Here is an 18,391-nt window from a genome sequence, read left to right as displayed (position 1 = left end):
TGTATGGCTCATATTTGTATTATAGTAAATCCAACAAACAGATACCAGTCGTTCGCTGGACAAAAACGATTTTGATGAGCCAGGCGAATCGGAAGGAAGGAGCAATGAGAGTGAACCCTACATCATTTGTATTATTTGGGGCAACCGGAGATTTGGCCAAACGCAAAATCTATCCTGCCCTCTATCATCTATATATTCATCATCAGCTGCCGGAGTCTTTCTCCGTCATCGGACTCGGACGCAAGGAGTTTACAGACGCCACTTTTCAGGCGCACGTCAAGCAATCCCTTCATGACTTTTACCGGATGGAGGTACAGGAAGACGATAACCTTCAGGCTTTTGTGAGCCTGTTCGGGTACAACAATCTCAATATTGACCGGACCGAGGATTTCGTGCGGTTGAAGAACCGGCTGGAAGGCTGGGAGCAAGGAATCGCTGGCACAGCGAGCCGGTTGTTCTATCTGTCCGTGGCACCGAATTTCTTCGGCGTGATTGCCTCCCAAATCGGGCAAAGCGGCCTGGATGCCATAACAGGCTGGAAGAGACTCGTGATCGAAAAGCCTTTCGGCCATGACCTCGCTTCCGCGCGAGAACTGAACAGCCAGCTCAGCCAGGCGTTCCACGAAGAGGAGATTTACCGGATTGACCATTATCTCGGCAAATCGATGGTTCAGCAGCTGGAGTCGCTCAAGGAAGCGAACCCGGTCATTCAGGCGCTGTGGACGAACAAATATATCGCCAACGTGCAGATCACCGCGGACGAAACCGTCGGCGTGGAGGAGCGTGCCGGCTATTACGACCAAGCCGGAGCCGTCCGCGACATGTTCCAGAACCATATGCTTCAGCTGCTCATGATGCTGACCATCCATGCACCGCATAACATGGCTTCGGCGGAAGACATCCGCATGAGGAAGAAAAAAATCCTCGAAACGCTGGATCCTTTGCACCGTCAGAACGTTCACGAGCGGATCGTGCGGGGACAATATACGGCAGGTCAAATCCAGGGCAAACCGGTTCAAGGGTATGCCGCCGAACCCGGCATCGCGGAAGGATCCATGAACGATACCTTTATCGCCGCCAAACTGCATGTCGATAATTACCACTGGCGGGGCGTTCCTTTCTATATCCGGACGGGCAAACGCTTGAAAGCGAAGAATACCCGAATCGTCATCGAGTTCAAGGTTCCGCTCAGCTCGAATGTTCCTTTGGAACGCACCTATGTCCCGAACCTGCTCGTGATCGAGATCGGTCCGGACGAAGGCATCACGCTGCAGCTGAACACAAAGGATCCGCAGAGCAAAGGGGAATTCAAGCCGGTACGCATCGACATGTTCCCGGACAAAGCGGAAGCGCCCGAAGCTTATGAAACGCTGATTCATGACGCGCTGAACGGCGATTCGACCTTCTTCGTGCATTGGGATGAAGTCGAGCTTTCCTGGCAGTGGGTACAGCCGGTGCTCGAAGCCTTTGCCGCGAATGAAGTGCCGCTGCATCCGTATGCGGCCGGATCCCACGGACCGGAAGCTGCGGCAGCGCTGCTGGCCGAGGATGGATTCCATTGGTGGTTTGATGAACCAGCTGAACCCGTGACAGAACTGGAAGTATCGGATCTGGGGGAGGAACAACCGATGAAAGAGGCCTCGGTCGTCTGATGTTCAGTCCGGCGCTCTGGGCACACGAAAACAGAAGGAAATAAACTTACAGGAGGGTTTTGATCATGAAATTTTTTATTGATACGGCGAATCTGAAGGATATTCATTCTGCATATAAAATCGGGGTACTTTCAGGGGTTACGACTAACCCCTCCCTGGTTGCCAAAGAAGGCGTGAAATTCGAAGACCGCATCGCCGAGATTTTGCAGGCGGTGCCGGAAGTCGAATCGGTGTCCGCAGAAGTGACGCCGGATGCAGAAACGGCGGAAGAGATGATCGCACAAGCGAACGAGCTGATCAAGATCAACGATCATGACGACAAAATCACGATCAAGCTGCCGATGACCCTTGCCGGGCTGGAAGCCTGCCGTTACTTGTCCCGCAAAGGGGTCAAGACGAACGTAACCTTAGTCTTCACCGTGAACCAGGCCCTGCTCGCAGCCCGCGCCGGTGCAACCTACGTTTCGCCGTTCCTCGGACGCCTCGATGACATTTCGGAGGACGGGGTTCTTTTGGTGGACAAAATCGCGCAGCTGTTCCGCACGCATCATCTGGATACACAAATCATTGCCGCATCGGTTCGGCACCCTGATCATGTGACTCGCGTTGCGTTGGCAGGGGCTCATATTGCAACCGTGCCGTTCTCTGTCATTGCGCAGCTCGCGAAACACCCGCTGACCGATCAAGGCATTGAAAAATTTGCAGCCGACTGGAAAAACAGCATCAAGTAATTCACATAGAGATGTGGGAGGAGAAACAAACGATGAGCAAGCAGCAAATCGGCGTGGCCGGACTCGCCGTCATGGGTAAAAATCTGGCACTCAACATGGAAAGCAAGGGATTCTCGGTCGCATTGTATAACCGGTCGCCGGAGAAAACGCGGGAACTCGTGGCCGAGGCCGAAGGCAAAAACGTCGTAGGCACGTACAGCATCGAAGAATTCGTTCAGTCACTCGAATCGCCGCGCAAAATCATGATGATGGTCAAAGCCGGTCAGCCGACCGATGCGCTGATCGAACAGCTGGTGCCGCACCTGGAGGAAGGGGATATCCTCATCGACGGAGGAAACGCCTATTTCCCGGACACCGAGCGCAGATACAAGGAACTTCAGGCCAAAGGCCTTCGTTTTATCGGCGCCGGCGTATCCGGCGGGGAAGAAGGAGCGCTTAAAGGCCCTGCCATTATGCCGGGCGGACAAAAGGATGCCTATGATTTGGTGGAACCAATCCTGACGGCCATTTCCGCCAAAGTGAATGGGGATGCCTGCTCGACTTACATCGGGGAAGGCGGTGCCGGCCATTACGTCAAAATGGTACATAACGGTATCGAATACGGCGACATGCAGCTGATCGGGGAAGCCTATCACCTGCTGAAGGATGTACTGCACCTGGGTGCCGAAGAGCTGCATACCATCTTCACAGAATGGAACCGCGGCGAGCTGGACAGCTACCTGATCGAAATTACGGCGGATATTTTCGCGAAGAACGATCCGGACACCGGCAAGCCGATGGTGGACGTCATTCTCGATGCCGCAGGGCAGAAGGGAACAGGCAAATGGACAAGCCAAAGCTCCCTCGATCTTGGCGTTCCGCTATCCATCGTGACGGAATCGGTGTTTGCCCGCTTCCTGTCTGCGATGAAGGAAGAGCGCGTAGAGGCCAGCCGGATTCTCAGTGGTCCGCAGGTTACGCCGTATGAGGGTGAAGCGAAAGCATTCGTTGAAGCGGTTCGCAAAGCGCTTTATGCAAGCAAAATCGCTTCGTATGCACAAGGCTTTGCCCAGCTCAGAGCGGCATCCGAGGAATATGGCTGGAACCTGGACTTTGGAAGCATCGCGATGATCTTTAGAGGGGGCTGCATCATCCGTGCTCGTTTCCTCCAGAACATCAAGGAAGCCTACGACAAGGATCCGGGCCTGAAAAACCTGCTGCTTGACGATTACTTTGGCTGGGTCGTAAACAACTATCAAGAAGCATGGAGAAACGTGGTGTCCACCGCGATGCAGCGCGGCATTCCGGTTCCGGCATTTGCGTCCGCACTGGCTTACTTCGACAGCTACCGCACGGAGCGCCTGCCGGCCAATCTGCTGCAAGCGCAGCGCGACTATTTCGGTGCGCATACGTTCCAGCGTGTGGATAAAGAAGGCACGTTCCATCATCAATGGATGGAATCCGCCGAATAAGGGAGTCTAAATTAGAGCGTCCGGGCCTCGAAGGGTCCGGACGTTCTTTGATTTGGAATGTCAGCAGGGGGCGATCTGGTGGGTAGATCACAGGAAAACGGAATCGGGCCGTCGAACCTACAACATACATATTAAACTGCCGAAACGGGAGGTACGAAAAATGGTGATCAGATGTCGGAACCCCTATTAACCACCAAACTATTCATCCCGCCTCTCCGCGAAGCAATCGTGCCCCGGAAGCGCCTAACCGGGCGACTGAACGAGGGGCTTCACCGCAAGCTGACGCTCATTTCCGCTTCTGCGGGCAGCGGTAAAACGACGCTTGTCAGCGCCTGGCTGTCAGAGAGTGCACGGCCGGCAGCCTGGTTGTCTCTGGATGCGGATGACAACGAGGGTGCACGTTTTGTGTTACATCTCCATGCAGCTTTGGGGACGATTGGCGTCCCAGTGGAAGATGGCATGATCGGATTGCTGCAGGCCTATCCGCCTCCTTCAGTCAAGACGGTGATGATGTCCATGCTTGAAGCCATCTCCAAGAGGCCGGACCCGTTCACGCTCGTTCTTGACGATTACCATGTAATCGAGAATAAGGCGATCCACGAGGCCATGGCTTTATGGATCGAACGCATGCCGCCCCATATCCATCTGGTCTTGATAACGCGTGCGGACCCCGCACTTCTGCCTATGGCACGGCTGCGTGTCCGCGATCAATTGAATGAAGTAAGGACGGCGGATTTGCAGTTCAGCTTATCCGAAACGGAGGCGTTTTTGTCCAGGGTCATGGGGCTGAGCGTGTCGCGAGAGGACATCGTCCTGCTCCAAAACCGAACAGAGGGATGGATTGCCGGTTTGCAGCTGGCGGCGTTGTCCATGCAGGGACACGCAAGCGTGCACGGTTTCATTCATTCCTTCACGGGAAGCCACCGCTATGTTCTGGATTATCTGGTCGAGGAGGTGCTGCGGCAGCAGCCGGTGCACATCCAGGAGTTTTTGCTGCGGACGTCCATCCTGAGCCGGATGTGCGGACCGCTCTGCGATGCCGTTGTGCATGGCGAGAACCTGAGTGCGCAGGCCGCTTCGTTCCCCGGGCAAGAAATATTGGAGCACCTCGAGAGGGCAAATCTGTTTATCGTTCCCCTGGATGAGCACCGGCGCTGGTATCGTTATCATCACCTGTTTGCCGAGCTGCTTCAGCAGCGGCTGACCCACGGCATGAGGGGTTCAAAGCCGATACGTCGCGAGGGGGTGGCCGAACTGCATCTGCGTGCCAGCGAGTGGTTTGAACACCATGGGCTGGAGCTGGAAGCTTTTCAGCATGCAGCGTCTGCCGATGCGATAGACCGGGCGGCGCAATTAATTGAAGGAAAGGGGATGCCGCTGCTTTTCCGCGGGGCCGTAACGCCTGTCCTGAATTGGCTGGAAGGCTTGCCTGGCAAGGAGCTGGATTCAAGGCCTTCGCTTCGCGTGCTGCATGCATCGGCTCTGCTGATGGTCGGGCGGGTCGGCGGCGTTGAACCGATGCTGCGCGCTGCCGAACGGGCACTTCAAGGCGCTGAACAAAGCGAGAAGGAGCGGGACCTGATCGGACATATCGCTTCCATCCGTGCGACGCTTGCGGTCAGCAGGCATGAGGCAGAGACGATTAAGGCCGAGTCGCACCGAGCCTTGGCTTATTTGCATCCGGATAACCTGCCGGTCCGTACCGCGACGACCTGGACGCTGGGTTATGCATACGAATTGCAGGGCGACCGAGCCGCGGCAAGCCGAGCTTATGCGGATGCCCTATCGGAAAGCCAAAGAATCGGTCATCTCATAATTTCGGTCATGTCTTTGCTGGGAATTGGGAATATGCAGCTCGCAAATAACCAACTGTATGCCGCCGCGGATACGTACCGGGAAGTGCTGAATTTGGCAGGAAATCCGCCGCTGCCGGCAGCTTGCGAAGCACACAAAGGCCTGGCGAGGATCGGTTACGAGTGGAATGACTTGGCATCCGCAGAGGAGCATGGTCGGCAGGCCGTCTATTTGGCACGGCAATTTGAACATCTGGACCGGGCGATTGACGCAGAGGTGTTTCTTGCCAAGGTCATGCTGGCGAGCGGGAGCGTGAGCGAAGCGGGCGCTCTCTTGGCGCAAGCCGAACATGCCGCGCGTCAGCAGCGCTTCCTGAATCTGCTGCCTACCATTGCCGAAGCGCGGGTGCGTGTGCTGCTGCATACGGGAAAGGTGGATGCTGCCTTTGAGCTGGCGCAAAGCCACGGTCTGCATTCCGATCAAGCCCGCGTACTCATGGAACAAGGGGAACCTTCTGCAGCCGCCAAAATTCTGGCAGCACTAAGGGAGCGGGCGGAGGAGAAGGGCTGGGAGGATGAGCGGCTGAAGTTGTTGGTGCTAGGCGCAGTGGCTCTGCAGGCAACGGGAGAGAAGGTCAAGGCTGCGCAGCTATTGGACGAGGCACTCGCCACCGCTCTTCCTTCAGGCATGATTCGGATATTCCTGGACGAGGGCCTGCCGATGCGAAAGCTGCTGCGGGATGCGGTTGTCCATGCTGAGGTGGAGGCGTACCGGAATCTTCTGCTGGATACATTTGTGCTTGGGGAACGGCGTGACGATGGACAGCCAAATTGCCGCGAAGCGCAGCCTTCCGAGTCTCTGATCGAACCGCTCAGCGCACGTGAGCTTGACATTTTGCGGCTGATTGCCCAAGGACTTTCCAATCATGAGATTAGCGAAAGGCTGTATCTGGCGCTAAGCACGGTGAAGGGGCACAACCGCAACATATTCGACAAGCTGCAGGTCAAGCGGCGTACCGAAGCGGTTGCTCTGGCCCGCAAGCTGGGGCTGCTGTAGGCATTTTTTTATAAGCGCCTTCCAATTCGAACCAAAACCATACTTTAGTATCTTCAGGTTCACACCGCTCTGAAGCTATACTTTATGCAAAATCAGTTGTGGGGGAAGCCGATGAAAGCGATGATATGCACGAAATACGGAGCACCGGATGTGCTGATGCTGCAGGAGATTGCAAAGCCAGTTCCCGGGGACAATGAGGTTCTCATAAAAATAGAGGCGACAACAGTGAATTCAGGAGACTGCAGAATCCGAGGCTTAAGAGCTCCACTGATCTACCGGATTCCGATGCGGCTTATTGTAGGTCTAAGAAAGCCAAGGAAGCCTATTCTCGGGGTTGAGCTGGCGGGTAAAGTCGAATCGGCGGGAAAAAACGTGAAGCAGCTGAAGCCGGGCGACCGGGTATTCGCATTCACGGGCATGCGGACCTTTGGCGCTTATGCCGAATATATCAGCCTGCCCGAGGACGGATATACCGTTCTGCTGCCGGATGATGCATCCTACGAGGAAGGTGCGGCTCTCTCATTCGGGGGAACGTCAGCGCTGCATTTTTTCCGGAAGGCAGGCATTAAGCAAGGGCAGAAGGTGCTGATCTATGGGGCTTCCGGAGCGGTGGGAACCGCCGCGGTCCAGCTTGCCAAATACTACGGAACCGAAGTGACCGGCGTGTGCGGACCGACAAATGTTGAATTGGTCCGTTCGCTCGGTGCCGACCGGGTGCTGGATTACACGACCGAGGAATTTACGAAAAGCGGGGAGAAGTACGATATCATTTTTGATGCTGTCGGCAAAATCTCCAAATCCAAATGCAGGGAAGCGCTGGCGGCATGCGGAACCTTTATTACCGTTGATGGACAGGGCGTCGCGAATGTGCGCAAGGAGGACTTAGCGCTGCTGAGAAGATTGCTGGATGAAAAGCGTTTTAAGCCGGTCATCGGCCGCCGTTACCGGTTGGAGGAAATCCCGGAAGCGCACCGGTACGTGGATCAGGGGCACAAGGTCGGAGCCGTCGTCATCACCGTTGGGTAAAGTAGTTGACCGATTTCCTGCGTAGGGAGGAGAAGCTCTCTAACGAATATAGGATATCCTTTTCCCAAATAATGCACTCTGCAAAAAGGACCCTCACGCTTAATTCAAGCATGAGGGTCCTTGGTATGTTTGCATGCAACAGGAATGTTATTTTATTGAACCGACGCCTCATAGATGGCTTGAACGGATTCCGACAGCATGGCATTGAATTCCTCATCCGTTTGCGCGACGCTCAGTCCTTCCGATAAAGCCCGCGAGAAGCTGGCAATCAGGCCGTGGTTCTGCGTAAGCTTCTCGTTCGCTTCCGCTTGCGAGTAGCCGCCCGACAAGGCCACGATGCGGACCACATGCGGATCCTGCATGAGATCGCTGTAGAAATCGTTGACGGTCGGGATGGAGAGCTTCAGCATGATGTTAACGCCCGGCTCCAGGGCCGACAATTGAGCCGCAATGGCTTCTTTGAGGAGCTTCTCCGAAGCTTCCTTATCCGTGCTGCGAATATCGACTTCAGGCTCGATGATCGGCACGAGTCCCATCGCCGCGATTTGTTTGCCGACGGCAAACTGCTGCTCCACGACCTTGTGGATGCCGGCGGGATTGGCCTCATGAATGACCGAGCGCATTTTCGTTCCGAAAATATGCCTTTCGTTCGCACGCTTGAGCAGATCGTCCAGATCCGGCATCGGCTTCATGAGCTGAACCCCGTCTTCAAGCTCGGCCAGCCCCTTATCCACTTTCAGAAAAGGGACGATCCCTTTCTTTTCCCACAAATAATCGGCGGTGAATTCCCCGTCAATGGTACGGTCCATCGTGTTCTCGAACAGGATCGCGCCCAAAATGCGCTCGGAGCTGAATGCCGGGCTTTGGATAATGCGCGTTCGCATTTCGTGCACCACGCCGTACATTTCTTCTTCGCTGGAATAGCTGTCCTCCTGAACCCCGTATTGCAGCAGAGCTTTAGGCGTACTGCCGCCGCTTTGATCCAAAGCCGCGATAAAACCTTTTCCCGTACGAATACGGTTGAGCTGGGTTGTATTCATGAATGCTTCTCCTTCCTTGAAATGGACTGAAATGACATCTTGAACCCTCTCATTATATCACCATGTTTTGCGGATCTTTAACCGAAGTTTCGGTCTAGGCCTCATCCCCGTAACGCAAATTCAGCACCGGCACGTTCAGGAAACGGGATATGGCGAGCGCGCAGGCACCCATGATGCAGGAGGTATGTCCCATGCTCGACAGGGTCAACTCGCGGTAATGGCTGATTCTGGAATGGAGCCCGCTCTGGATCTTGGACAGGGAATCCGGGTACATGAGCAGCAGATCGCTTTCGATCACGACCACTTCCGGATTATACATATTGATGATGTTATTCAAACCGATCGTCAGGTAATACATGAACTCCTCCATGATTTCCAGCGTATCGGCGTCGTTGTCATCCACCCACTGCTGCACCTGTTCGTAAGTGACAGGCTCCATCCCTTTTCTGTCGGCCAAGTGTTCAAGCACGCTGGTCTCCGAGGCGTATTTCTCCCAGCAGCCATGATTGCCGCATGCACACGGCTTGCCTCCGGGTACGACGATCATATGGCCGATCTCACCGGCGAATCCGTCATGGCCCCGGAAAAACTTGTTGTCCATCATCATGCCGAGTCCGATGCCGGAATAGAGCGTAGCGCACAACAGATTATCGGTTTGGTGGTGAATGAACGTTCTTTCGGCAAAAGCGCTGAGGTTCGCGTTGTTCTCCAGATGGATGGCGGTGCCCACGGCTTTCTCCAGATCTGCTTTCAAATTAACGTTCGCCCATTGGTAGCGGGGGATATATTGGATCGTCTCATCCGTTGATACGAGGCCGTGAATGGCGATCACGATGCCGACCATGCCGTAACGGCTGTCCGAGCATTTCTGTTGATAGGCGGTGATATGCTGAATAAGCAGGTTCACCATGTCCGAATACTCCTGCGAGTCGAGCAGGACAGTTTCCGTGGATACCGGGATGCCGGACAGGTTGGAGAGCATGAACGAGACTTGTCCATAATCCAGATCAATGCCAAGCGCGTATCCCGCCTCGCCGTTCAGGGAGAGCATGATGGGCTTGCGGCCGACGGCGCTGTGCTCGAGCTGGGTCTCGACAATCAGCTCTTCCCCCAGCAAGTCGGCCACCTGGGCTGAAATGGTCGCTTTCGTCAGGGCCGTAATCTTCGAGAGGTCTGCTCTTGAGATCATTCCTTCCTTCAGAATTTCCCGGATTATTAAAGCCCGGTTGATTTTTTTTATGTATGAGGCATCCCCCGTAATCATTCATATCCTCCTAATAGCGAACGAATTTCGTATTCGAATATTATATCATTTTAGCGCAGGTAAAAGGGCAGATGTCCCGCTGAATATTACCGATTGACAAAAGTGATGGCAGTTGGTAAATTACCCTTATAATTAGTTAGTTTAATAAACAAATTAAAAATTGTAAAGGGTTACAAAACAAAAACGGCTCTTTTGAGAGGAGAGTATGGATGATGAAACGCTTTATGGATGAAGGCTTTCTGCTGAACACCGATACGGCAGTCCAATTGTATAAGAACGCGGCTGCTGAGCTTCCGATCTTTGATTTTCACTGCCACCTGGATCCCAAAGAGGTGTGGGAAAACCAGCCATACCGGAACATTACGCAGCTATGGCTGGGCGGGGATCACTATAAATGGCGCGTGATGCGCATGCATGGCATCGGCGAGCAGTATATTACGGGCGATGCGGATGACCGGGATAAGTTCAATGCATGGGCGGAAACGATGCCGCATCTGCTGGGCAATCCGCTGTACCACTGGACGCATCTGGAACTGAAAACCGTATTCGGCATCGAGAAATTGTTAAGCCCGGACACGGCGTCCGAAATTTGGGAGGAATGCAACCGGAAGCTGCAGGAGCCGGAATTTCTGCCCAGATCGCTGATCGAGAGAGCCCGGGTCCAATTCATCGGCACGACGGACGATCCGCTGTCCACGCTGGAATACCATGAGAAGCTGGGCAAGGATGAATCCTTCAAAGCGACCATCGCCCCGACATTCCGCCCGGACGGCGCCCTTTTCATTGAACGGCCTACCTACGCCGAATGGATCGGGAAGTTGGGAGAGCTCACCGGGAAGAACATCGATACATTGGATGCGTTTTTGCTGGCGCTGCAAAGCCGCGTGGATTATTTTGCCGAGCACGGCTGCCGGGCATCTGACCATGATATTCCGCAGCTGGAGTTCGCTCTTGCTACGAAAGAAGAAGTCGCCGAGATTTTCAACATACGCCTTGGGGGACAGCAGCTGAGCAGCGACGAAATCGCAGTCTACCGCTCATTCCTGCTTCAAGAGCTGGGTAAGATGTACGCCGGTAAAGGCTGGGTTATGCAGCTGCATATGGGAGCGCTCCGCAACGCCAATACCAAGATGAAGAACCGGATCGGCACGGACACCGGCTTCGATTCCGTCGGAGAAACGAACCTGGCGCCGGGTCTTGCCCGTTTTCTCGATGCGCTGGATCAGGAGGATGCACTGCCAAGAACGGTCTTGTTCAACCTGAATCCGAAAGATAATGCCGTCCTCGCAGGCATGATGGGAAATTTCTATGAGGAAGGTATTCCCGGTAAAATCCAGTTCGGTTCCGGCTGGTGGTATAACGATCATATCGACGGCATGGAGAAGCAGATGAAGGATCTGGCGAACGTGGGCCTGCTGAGTCATTTCATCGGCATGCTGACGGACTCGCGCAGCTTCCTCTCGTATGCCCGCCATGAATATTTCCGCCGTATTTTATGCAATATGCTCGGCGAGTGGGCGGAGCAAGGGCTCATACCGCATGACATGGAGTCCCTGGAGCGGATGGTTCGAAATATCGGATACGATAATGCCGAGAAATTCTTTCTGGATCGGCCTTAAGGAAGGGAGGATGAATCATGGGGATTCTGCAGGAGCTGCTAAAGGATATTCCAATTCCGAAGATGGCTAAAGTGAAGGTGAATTTCGACGATCGGCAGATTGACGATCTGGGGAGCGAGCTATCGGCAAAGCTGCGAGAGGAACGGATTCGGCAGACGATCAAACCCGGCATGAAAATCGCGATTGCGGTCGGCAGCAGGGGGCTGGACCGGATCGTGGAGCTTACGGCCGTGACCGTGAAGGCTCTGAAGGATGCGGGAGCGGAGCCGTTCATCGTTCCGAGCATGGGCAGCCACGGCGGCGCTACGGCGGAAGGACAGCGCGAAGTACTGGCGCATCTGGGCGTCACGGAGGAGAGCGCCGGCTGCGAGATTCGATCCTCGATGGAAGTCGTGAAGCTGGGAGAACTGCCGAACGGACTTCCGGTTTACCTGGACCAATACGCTTCCGAAGCGGACGGCATCGTCGTCATCAATCGCGTGAAGCCGCATACGGCTTTTAGAGGGCCGGTGGAAAGCGGCATCATGAAGATGATCAGCATCGGCCTCGGCAAGCAAAGAGGGGCGGAGGCGTGCCATCAGCTGGGATTCAAATATATGGCAGAGAATGTCCCTGCCATGGCCCGAATGATCATGGAACGGAAACCGGTGCTGTTCGGCGTCGCCACCGTGGAGAACGCTTTTGACAAGGTCGCCGTGGTCGAAGTGCTGACACCGGATGAGATCGTCGAGAAAGAGCCGCAGCTGCAGATGAAAGCGAAGGAGCTGCTGCCCAAGCTGTTTTTCGATCAGCTTGAGGTGCTCGTCATCGATCAGATCGGCAAAAATATAAGCGGAGACGGCATGGATCCGAACATTACGGGCCGCTACCCGACGCCGTATGCCCACGGAGGGCCGGACGTCAACAAAATGGTCGTCCTCGACTTGACCCCGCAGACCGAAGGCAACGCAAACGGCGTGGGTACGGCGGATTTCACGACGCAGCGGCTGGTGGACAAAATGGACCGGGAAGTGACCTATGCCAACGGTTTGACGTCGACGGTCGTCGCGCCGACCAAGATCGCGACGACGCTGCCGAACGACCGCGAAGCGATCCAGGCGGCGATCAAGACGAGCAACGTGCTCGATTTTAACCAGGCCAAGGTGGTCCGCATCAAGAATACGCTGGTCCTCAGCGAGATCGAGGTGTCGGAGGCATTGTTCGAATACGTAAAGGGTCATCCCCAGATGGAGCTGTGTTCAGAACCTTACGAATGGACCTTTGACGAGCAGGGGAATTTGATACCTCATAAGGGAGTGTAAACGATGACGAATCGATTTGATTTAACGGGGAGAACGGCGGTGGCGATCGGAGGCAACAGCGTGCTGGGCTCATCCATCGCCGCCGGCTTTGCCGAGCATGGTGCCAGAGTGGCCATCGTGGGGCGCAATCTTGAAAAAGCGCAGGAGGTGGTGAACTCGATTCAAGACAGCGGCGGGGAGGCGAAAGCCTTTCAGGCCGACGTAAGCTCGAAGGATTCGCTGCTTCAGGCCGCATCCGAGATTGAAGCGTGGTCCGGCGGCTGGGATATCCTGCTGAACGCGCCCGGCAAGAACAGCACGACCCCCTTTTTCGAGCTGGGCATGGAAGAGTGGGATGACATTATGGATGTGAATCTGAGGGGCATCGTCGTAACCTGCCAAATCTTCGCGAAGCGCATGATTGAGCAAAAGCGCAGCGGAAGCATCATCAACATTTCCTCGGTTTCTTCCACCACGCCGCTGTCCAAGGTGTTCACGTACTCCGTATCCAAAGCGGGACTGAACAGCGTGACCCAGTTCCTGGCGCGGGAGTTTGCGCCTGACGGCATTCGCGTGAATGCCATCATTCCAGGGTTCTTCCCGGCGGAGCAGAACCGGAAGATCCTGAGTCCGGAGCGGGTCGAATCCATTATGAAGCATACCCCGATGAACCGCTTCGGGTCGCCGGAGGAGCTGAAGGGAGCCGCTGTTTTCCTGGCTTCGGAACAAGCCTCAAGCTTTATTACGGGTACGCTGCTGCGCGTGGACGGCGGATTCGGAAGCATGACGATCTAACGCGAGGCGGAAGGAGGAGAACACCGTGATAGCCGAAAAGTATGAAAAATTGCAGTCCATCCTGCGGGAGATGAACACGGTCGTCGTCGCCTTTTCAGGTGGGGTAGACAGCACCTTTTTGCTGAAGGCTGCCGTCGTTACCCTGGGGCCTGATCATGTGCTGGCGGTTACCGCGGATTCGGAGACGTATCCCACCACGGAGCTGGAGGAGGCTAAGGAACTCGCAGCCTTGATCGGCGCCAAGCATCAGGTCATCGAAACCTCCGAGCTTGCCATTCCGGGATACGCGGAGAACACGAAGAACCGCTGCTATTTTTGCAAAAGCAGTTTGTTCGACCATTTGGCGCCCGTACTCAGCGAGCATGCCTTTCAGAATATCGTGTACGGGGTCATCGCCGACGACATGAACGAATTCCGACCCGGCATGCAGGCGGCCAAAGAGCGGGGCATTCGCGGTCCTCTGCTGGAGGCGGGCCTTTTTAAGGAGGAAATCCGCGGGCTGTCCAAAGACTTCGGACTACCCACCTGGGAGAAGCCGTCCTTTGCCTGCCTGTCCTCCAGAATTGCTTATGGCGAATATATCACCAAGGAGAAGCTGACCAAGGTCGACAAAGCGGAAGCGTATCTGAAATCCCTTCAGATCCGTCAGGTCCGGGTGCGCACGCATCAGGACACGGCACGCATCGAAGTGGAGCCGAAGGATATGCAGACCGTGCTTGCCCATCACGGATCGATCGCAAGCAAGCTGCAGGAGTACGGATATAAATACGTGACGCTCGATCTGGTCGGATACCAGAGCGGCAGCATGAATAAGGCCCTTTCCCTGTAACGGGTCACCGTTCATATGAATCTTGAAAATGAAAAGGAAGATGAAAATGCCAAGAGAGCTTGTCATGGGACTGGATATCGGAACGACAAGCGTGAAAGCGTGCGTGTTTGACATTCACGGCAAGCTGATCGCGGAAGCCGAGGAGATGAATGCCTTTCATTATCCGCAGCAGGGATGGGCTGAGCAGGACCCGGCCGCCATCGAAAGATCCGCCGTGAAGGCCATCCGGGAAGCCGTCAACAAAGCGGATATCGGGAAGGATGAGCTCATCTCGCTCGGATTCTCAGCAGCGATGCATTCGCTTGTCGCCATGGATGAGCAGGTGAAGCCGTTGTCACCAGCCTTGATCTGGGCCGATGGAAGAAGCGCCGGGCAGGCGGAACGGATGACTGCCGAAGCGAAAAGCGAAATTTATGCCAGAACCGGGACGCCGATTCATCCGATGACGCCGTTCATGAAGCTGCTGTGGATGAAGGAAACCGGTTATGAACCGTACCGTAAAGCCGCCTATTTCATGTCGGTCAAGGAGTACCTCATCTACAGCTGGTTCGGCGTGCGGAAGATCGATTATTCGATGGCGTCTGCCACGGGCTTGTTTAATCCGGCATCACTCGCATGGGACCGGGAGCTGCTGGATATGACGGGGATCTCCGAGGCGCAGCTTTCGGAGCTTGTCCCGCCAACAACGATCCTGCATGAACTCCGCAAGGATATCGCTGCCGAGATGGGAGTCCATGCCGATGTACCCTTTGTGATCGGGGCTGCGGACGGGCAGCTGGCCAACCTGGGCATCGGCGCGATTTTACCGGGAGAAGTGGCCGTGTCGGTGGGCACGAGCGGAGCCATCCGGCAATTGACGGGTCATATTCAAGTGAGTGAGAACCAGGAAACCTTCTGCTATTCTTTTACCAAGGATACGGCCATCATTGGCGGACCGACGAATAACGGCGGCATTGCGCTGCAGTGGCTCAAGGACCTGTTCCAGGACCCGGGCGGCTTTACGGAATTTCTGAAGGCGGCAGAGCAGGTGGAGCCGGGTTCGGAGGGACTGCTCTTTCTCCCCTATATCAACGGCGAACGGGCACCGATATGGAATCAGAAAGCGAGGGGCAACTTTCACGGCATCGCGATCACGCATAAGAAGGAGCATTTTGTCCGGGCCGTCCTCGAAGGGATCACCTTCAATCTCTACCAAATCGGCAAAGCGCTGGAGACCATTGCAGGGGAACCGAACAAAATCTACGTAAATGGCGGCCTCTCCCGGTCCGCATGCTGGCTGCAGATGATGGCGGACGTGTTCGGAGCGGAAATCTACGTTTCCGAGAATCATCACAGCGCGGCCTGGGGGGCGGCTTGGACGGCGTTAGTCGCAACGGGAAAGGTTAGCTCATTCGAAGAGATCAAACGGAATATTCCGATGGGGGAAGCCATCAAGCCGGATGCAGACAACTGCAGACGCTACAAGCAGGTCTATGAACAATACGAAAAGGCAGTAAGAACAATCACCGGACTTTTTTAGATCGGGACGGAATGGAAGGGAAGGGGATGAAGGCGAGTGCTTGATCAAATATTGGAGCAGGTTCAAAACGGGACTCTGAGCGTCGCGGATGCCAAAGAGAAGCTGGCTACCTTCGAAGACCTCGGATTTGCCAAGGTGGATCATCACCGGAGCAAACGCCAGGGATTTCCCGAAATCGTATATGGGGAAGGCAAAACGGCCGACCACATCATTTCGATTGCGCAGTCGCTTCAGGCCCGGAACCAGAGCGTTCTGATCACGAGAATGTCGAAGGAAAAGGCCTTGGACGTTCAGCAGGCTTGTCCTGCGTATGTGTACGATGAGACGGCCCGAATCTTATTCTGGAAAAAGGACGCCGGTACCGGGGACCATTCGCACGGATATGTCGCCGTAATTGCTGCTGGAACCTCCGACTTACGGGTCGCGGAAGAAGCGGCGGTCACGGCCGAGGTGCTCGGGAGCCCGGTCCGCCGGATTTATGACGTGGGGGTAGCGGGCATACACCGCCTGCTGAGCCATGCGGAAGAAATTCAAAACGCAACTGTTTCCGTGGTGGTGGCGGGCATGGAAGGCGCACTGCCGAGCGTCGTCGGCGGACTGGTCTCCCATCCGGTCATTGCCGTTCCGACAAGCATTGGCTACGGAGCAAGCTTCAACGGCCTTTCGGCGTTATTGACGATGCTGAATTCCTGCGCGTCCGGCATCAGCGTGGTCAATATCGATAACGGATTCGGCGGGGGATATAATGCGGCATTGATTCATCAGCTTGTACATAAAGGGGGAAACCGGAATGAAAACACTATATCTTGACTGTTTTTCCGGCATCAGCGGAGATATGTTCATCGGAGCGCTGATCGATGCCGGCGCCGATCCGGGCAAGCTCGCGGAAGAGCTGAGAAAGCTCCGCATCGAAGAGGAATACGGGCTGGAGTGGAGGAAAGTCGTCAAGAACGGCATCACCTCCACCAAATTCGATGTGATCTTGAAGCAGGCGGGGGAGCATCCGCATGAACATCAACATGCTCATGAGCATGGACACAGCCATGAGCACGCACACACGCATGTTCATGAACACACGCATGATCATGACCATGAACACGACCATGAACATAGGCATGACCACGATCACGATCATACACACGATCATATGCATCCACACAGCCACGAACACGAACACAGTCATAGTCATGATCATACGCACAGCCACAGTCATGATCACGGGCATTTGCAACACCATCATCATGATCATCGATCCTACAAGGATATCGTCAAGCTCATTCAAGAGGCCGGGTTTGAACAACCCGTCGAACAACTCGCGCTTCGCATATTCAAGAAAATCGGGGAGGCGGAAGGGAAGATACATGGCATGCCTTTAGACAAGGTACATTTCCATGAGGTCGGTGCCGTGGATTCGATTATCGATATCGTCGGCGCCGCGATCCTGATTCACGAGCTGAAGGTCGATGTCATCCGCTCTTCGCCCGTGCCTGTTGGAAAGGGCAAGATTCGTATCGATCACGGCATTTATCCGGTGCCGGCTCCCGCCACGCTGGAGATTCTAAAGGGAACGCCGCTGGAGCAATCGGATATCCGCGGGGAGCTGACCACGCCGACGGGAGCGGCCCTTGTATCCGTGCTTGCGGAAGAATACGGCCCGATTCCTTCCATGAGCGTGAGTGCGATCGGATACGGAGCGGGAACGAAAACCTTTGCGGAGCATCCGAACGTGCTGCGGGTGATGATCGGCGAATAGCCGCGGCGTGTGGGCAAGTGCGTTAGCAGCCGCCCGACTTTCTTTTAAAGGAGAGGATCGCAGATGGATGCCAAACGGCCTCCGAATCATGAGCATATCGACTCTGACATGATCAAGATGGAAGTGAATTTTGACGACATCCCGGGTGAATGGCTCGGGTACGTCATGGATTTGCTGTTCGAAAGCGGGGCAAACGACGTTTACTATACGCCCATTTACATGAAAAAGAACAGGCCCGGAACTCTGCTTCAGCTGCTCTGTTCCACGGAAAATATAGACCGGATGAAGGAAATCATTTTCCGCGAGACCACCACCTTAGGCATACGGTATTATCCGCTGACCGTACATCGTCTAGAGCGGACGTTCGAGCAGGTTCTCACCGAATGGGGACCTGTGACGGTGAAGAAGGGGATGCAGGGCGGGCATACCGTTCAGTGGGCCCCGGAGTTCGAGGAATGCAAGCGCATCGCGCAGACCCACGGCATTCCGCTCAAAAAGGTATACGAGCAGGTGTGGAAATCAGAGGGGAAAGAGCCCGGCAATCCGCGGTGGGATTAAAGCTTGATAGGATAGGAGGAGGAC

Annotated in this window: 13 protein-coding genes and 1 pseudogene; 12 read left to right on the top strand and 2 right to left on the bottom strand. The window is 55.1% G+C overall.

Translation table 11 applies throughout. The annotated features are described in order from the left end of the window. Positions 1–110 precede the first annotated feature (110 nt). The 5 genes from zwf (at position 111) to ACTHPM_RS11990 (ending at position 7,710) form a co-directional block, all read left to right on the top strand. Positions 111–1,652 carry a glucose-6-phosphate dehydrogenase gene (gene zwf, locus ACTHPM_RS12010; protein ID WP_440421556.1) on the top strand — a complete coding sequence of 514 codons (1,542 nt, stop codon included), beginning with the start codon at positions 111–113 and terminating at the stop codon, positions 1,650–1,652. Positions 1,653–1,717: 65 nt separating this feature from the next. Continuing rightward, positions 1,718–2,383: a fructose-6-phosphate aldolase gene (gene fsa / locus ACTHPM_RS12005; RefSeq protein ID WP_440396129.1), complete on the top strand. Its 666-nt coding sequence runs from the start codon at positions 1,718–1,720 to the stop codon at positions 2,381–2,383. A gap of 32 nt (positions 2,384–2,415) precedes the next feature. Beyond that, complete coding sequence (gndA, locus tag ACTHPM_RS12000) at positions 2,416–3,834, top strand: NADP-dependent phosphogluconate dehydrogenase (RefSeq protein WP_440396130.1); 1,419 nt, start codon at positions 2,416–2,418, stop codon at positions 3,832–3,834. A 171-nt stretch (positions 3,835–4,005) separates the two neighbouring features. Next, a complete protein-coding gene (locus ACTHPM_RS11995; RefSeq protein ID WP_440396131.1) occupies positions 4,006–6,684 on the top strand; it encodes a LuxR C-terminal-related transcriptional regulator in 2,679 nt (892 codons plus the stop codon). Positions 6,685–6,795: 111 nt separating this feature from the next. Further along, positions 6,796–7,710: an NAD(P)-dependent alcohol dehydrogenase gene (locus ACTHPM_RS11990; RefSeq protein WP_440396132.1), complete on the top strand. Its 915-nt coding sequence runs from the start codon at positions 6,796–6,798 to the stop codon at positions 7,708–7,710. Between the two features lie 152 nt (positions 7,711–7,862). Here ACTHPM_RS11990 and ACTHPM_RS11985 read toward each other — a convergent pair whose 3' ends face one another. Then, on the bottom strand, positions 7,863–8,750 hold the full coding sequence (locus ACTHPM_RS11985) for a fructose bisphosphate aldolase (protein ID WP_440396133.1): 888 nt from the start codon (positions 8,748–8,750) through the stop codon (positions 7,863–7,865). A 94-nt stretch (positions 8,751–8,844) separates the two neighbouring features. Beyond that, positions 8,845–10,014 carry an ROK family protein gene (locus ACTHPM_RS11980; protein WP_440396134.1) on the bottom strand — a complete coding sequence of 390 codons (1,170 nt, stop codon included), beginning with the start codon at positions 10,012–10,014 and terminating at the stop codon, positions 8,845–8,847. A 212-nt stretch (positions 10,015–10,226) separates the two neighbouring features. On the opposite strand from ACTHPM_RS11980, the gene uxaC reads away from it, so the two are divergent. The 7 genes and pseudogenes from uxaC to larC all read left to right on the top strand — a co-directional run bounded on the left by uxaC (position 10,227) and on the right by larC (position 18,367). Next, positions 10,227–11,633 (top strand): glucuronate isomerase, encoded by a 1,407-nt coding sequence (gene uxaC, locus ACTHPM_RS11975; RefSeq protein ID WP_440396135.1) that lies wholly within the window; start codon positions 10,227–10,229, stop codon positions 11,631–11,633. Between the two features lie 17 nt (positions 11,634–11,650). After that, positions 11,651–12,934: a lactate racemase domain-containing protein gene (locus ACTHPM_RS11970; RefSeq protein WP_440396136.1), complete on the top strand. Its 1,284-nt coding sequence runs from the start codon at positions 11,651–11,653 to the stop codon at positions 12,932–12,934. Positions 12,935–12,937: 3 nt separating this feature from the next. Next, the gene (locus ACTHPM_RS11965; RefSeq protein ID WP_440396137.1) at positions 12,938–13,708 is read left to right on the top strand and encodes an SDR family oxidoreductase; all 771 of its coding nucleotides are present in this window, start codon (positions 12,938–12,940) and stop codon (positions 13,706–13,708) included. Positions 13,709–13,733: 25 nt separating this feature from the next. Then, positions 13,734–14,537: an ATP-dependent sacrificial sulfur transferase LarE gene (gene larE / locus ACTHPM_RS11960; RefSeq protein WP_440396139.1), complete on the top strand. Its 804-nt coding sequence runs from the start codon at positions 13,734–13,736 to the stop codon at positions 14,535–14,537. 40 nt (positions 14,538–14,577) lie between these two features. Next, on the top strand, positions 14,578–16,056 hold the full coding sequence (locus tag ACTHPM_RS11955) for a gluconokinase (protein ID WP_440396140.1): 1,479 nt from the start codon (positions 14,578–14,580) through the stop codon (positions 16,054–16,056). A 36-nt stretch (positions 16,057–16,092) separates the two neighbouring features. Next, positions 16,093–16,866, top strand: coding sequence for a nickel pincer cofactor biosynthesis protein LarB (larB, locus tag ACTHPM_RS11950; protein WP_440396141.1), 774 nt, complete (start codon positions 16,093–16,095; stop codon positions 16,864–16,866). Beyond that, positions 16,847–18,367, top strand: a pseudogene (gene larC / locus ACTHPM_RS11945) (nickel pincer cofactor biosynthesis protein LarC). Before larB ends, larC begins: the two are co-directional and overlap by 20 nt. The last annotated feature ends 24 nt before the right edge of the window (positions 18,368–18,391 follow it).

Source organism: Paenibacillus sp. SAFN-054 (assembly GCF_051966755.1).
GTDB lineage: Bacteria > Bacillota > Bacilli > Paenibacillales > Paenibacillaceae > Paenibacillus_AQ.
This window is presented reverse-complemented; position numbering and strand designations above follow the sequence as displayed.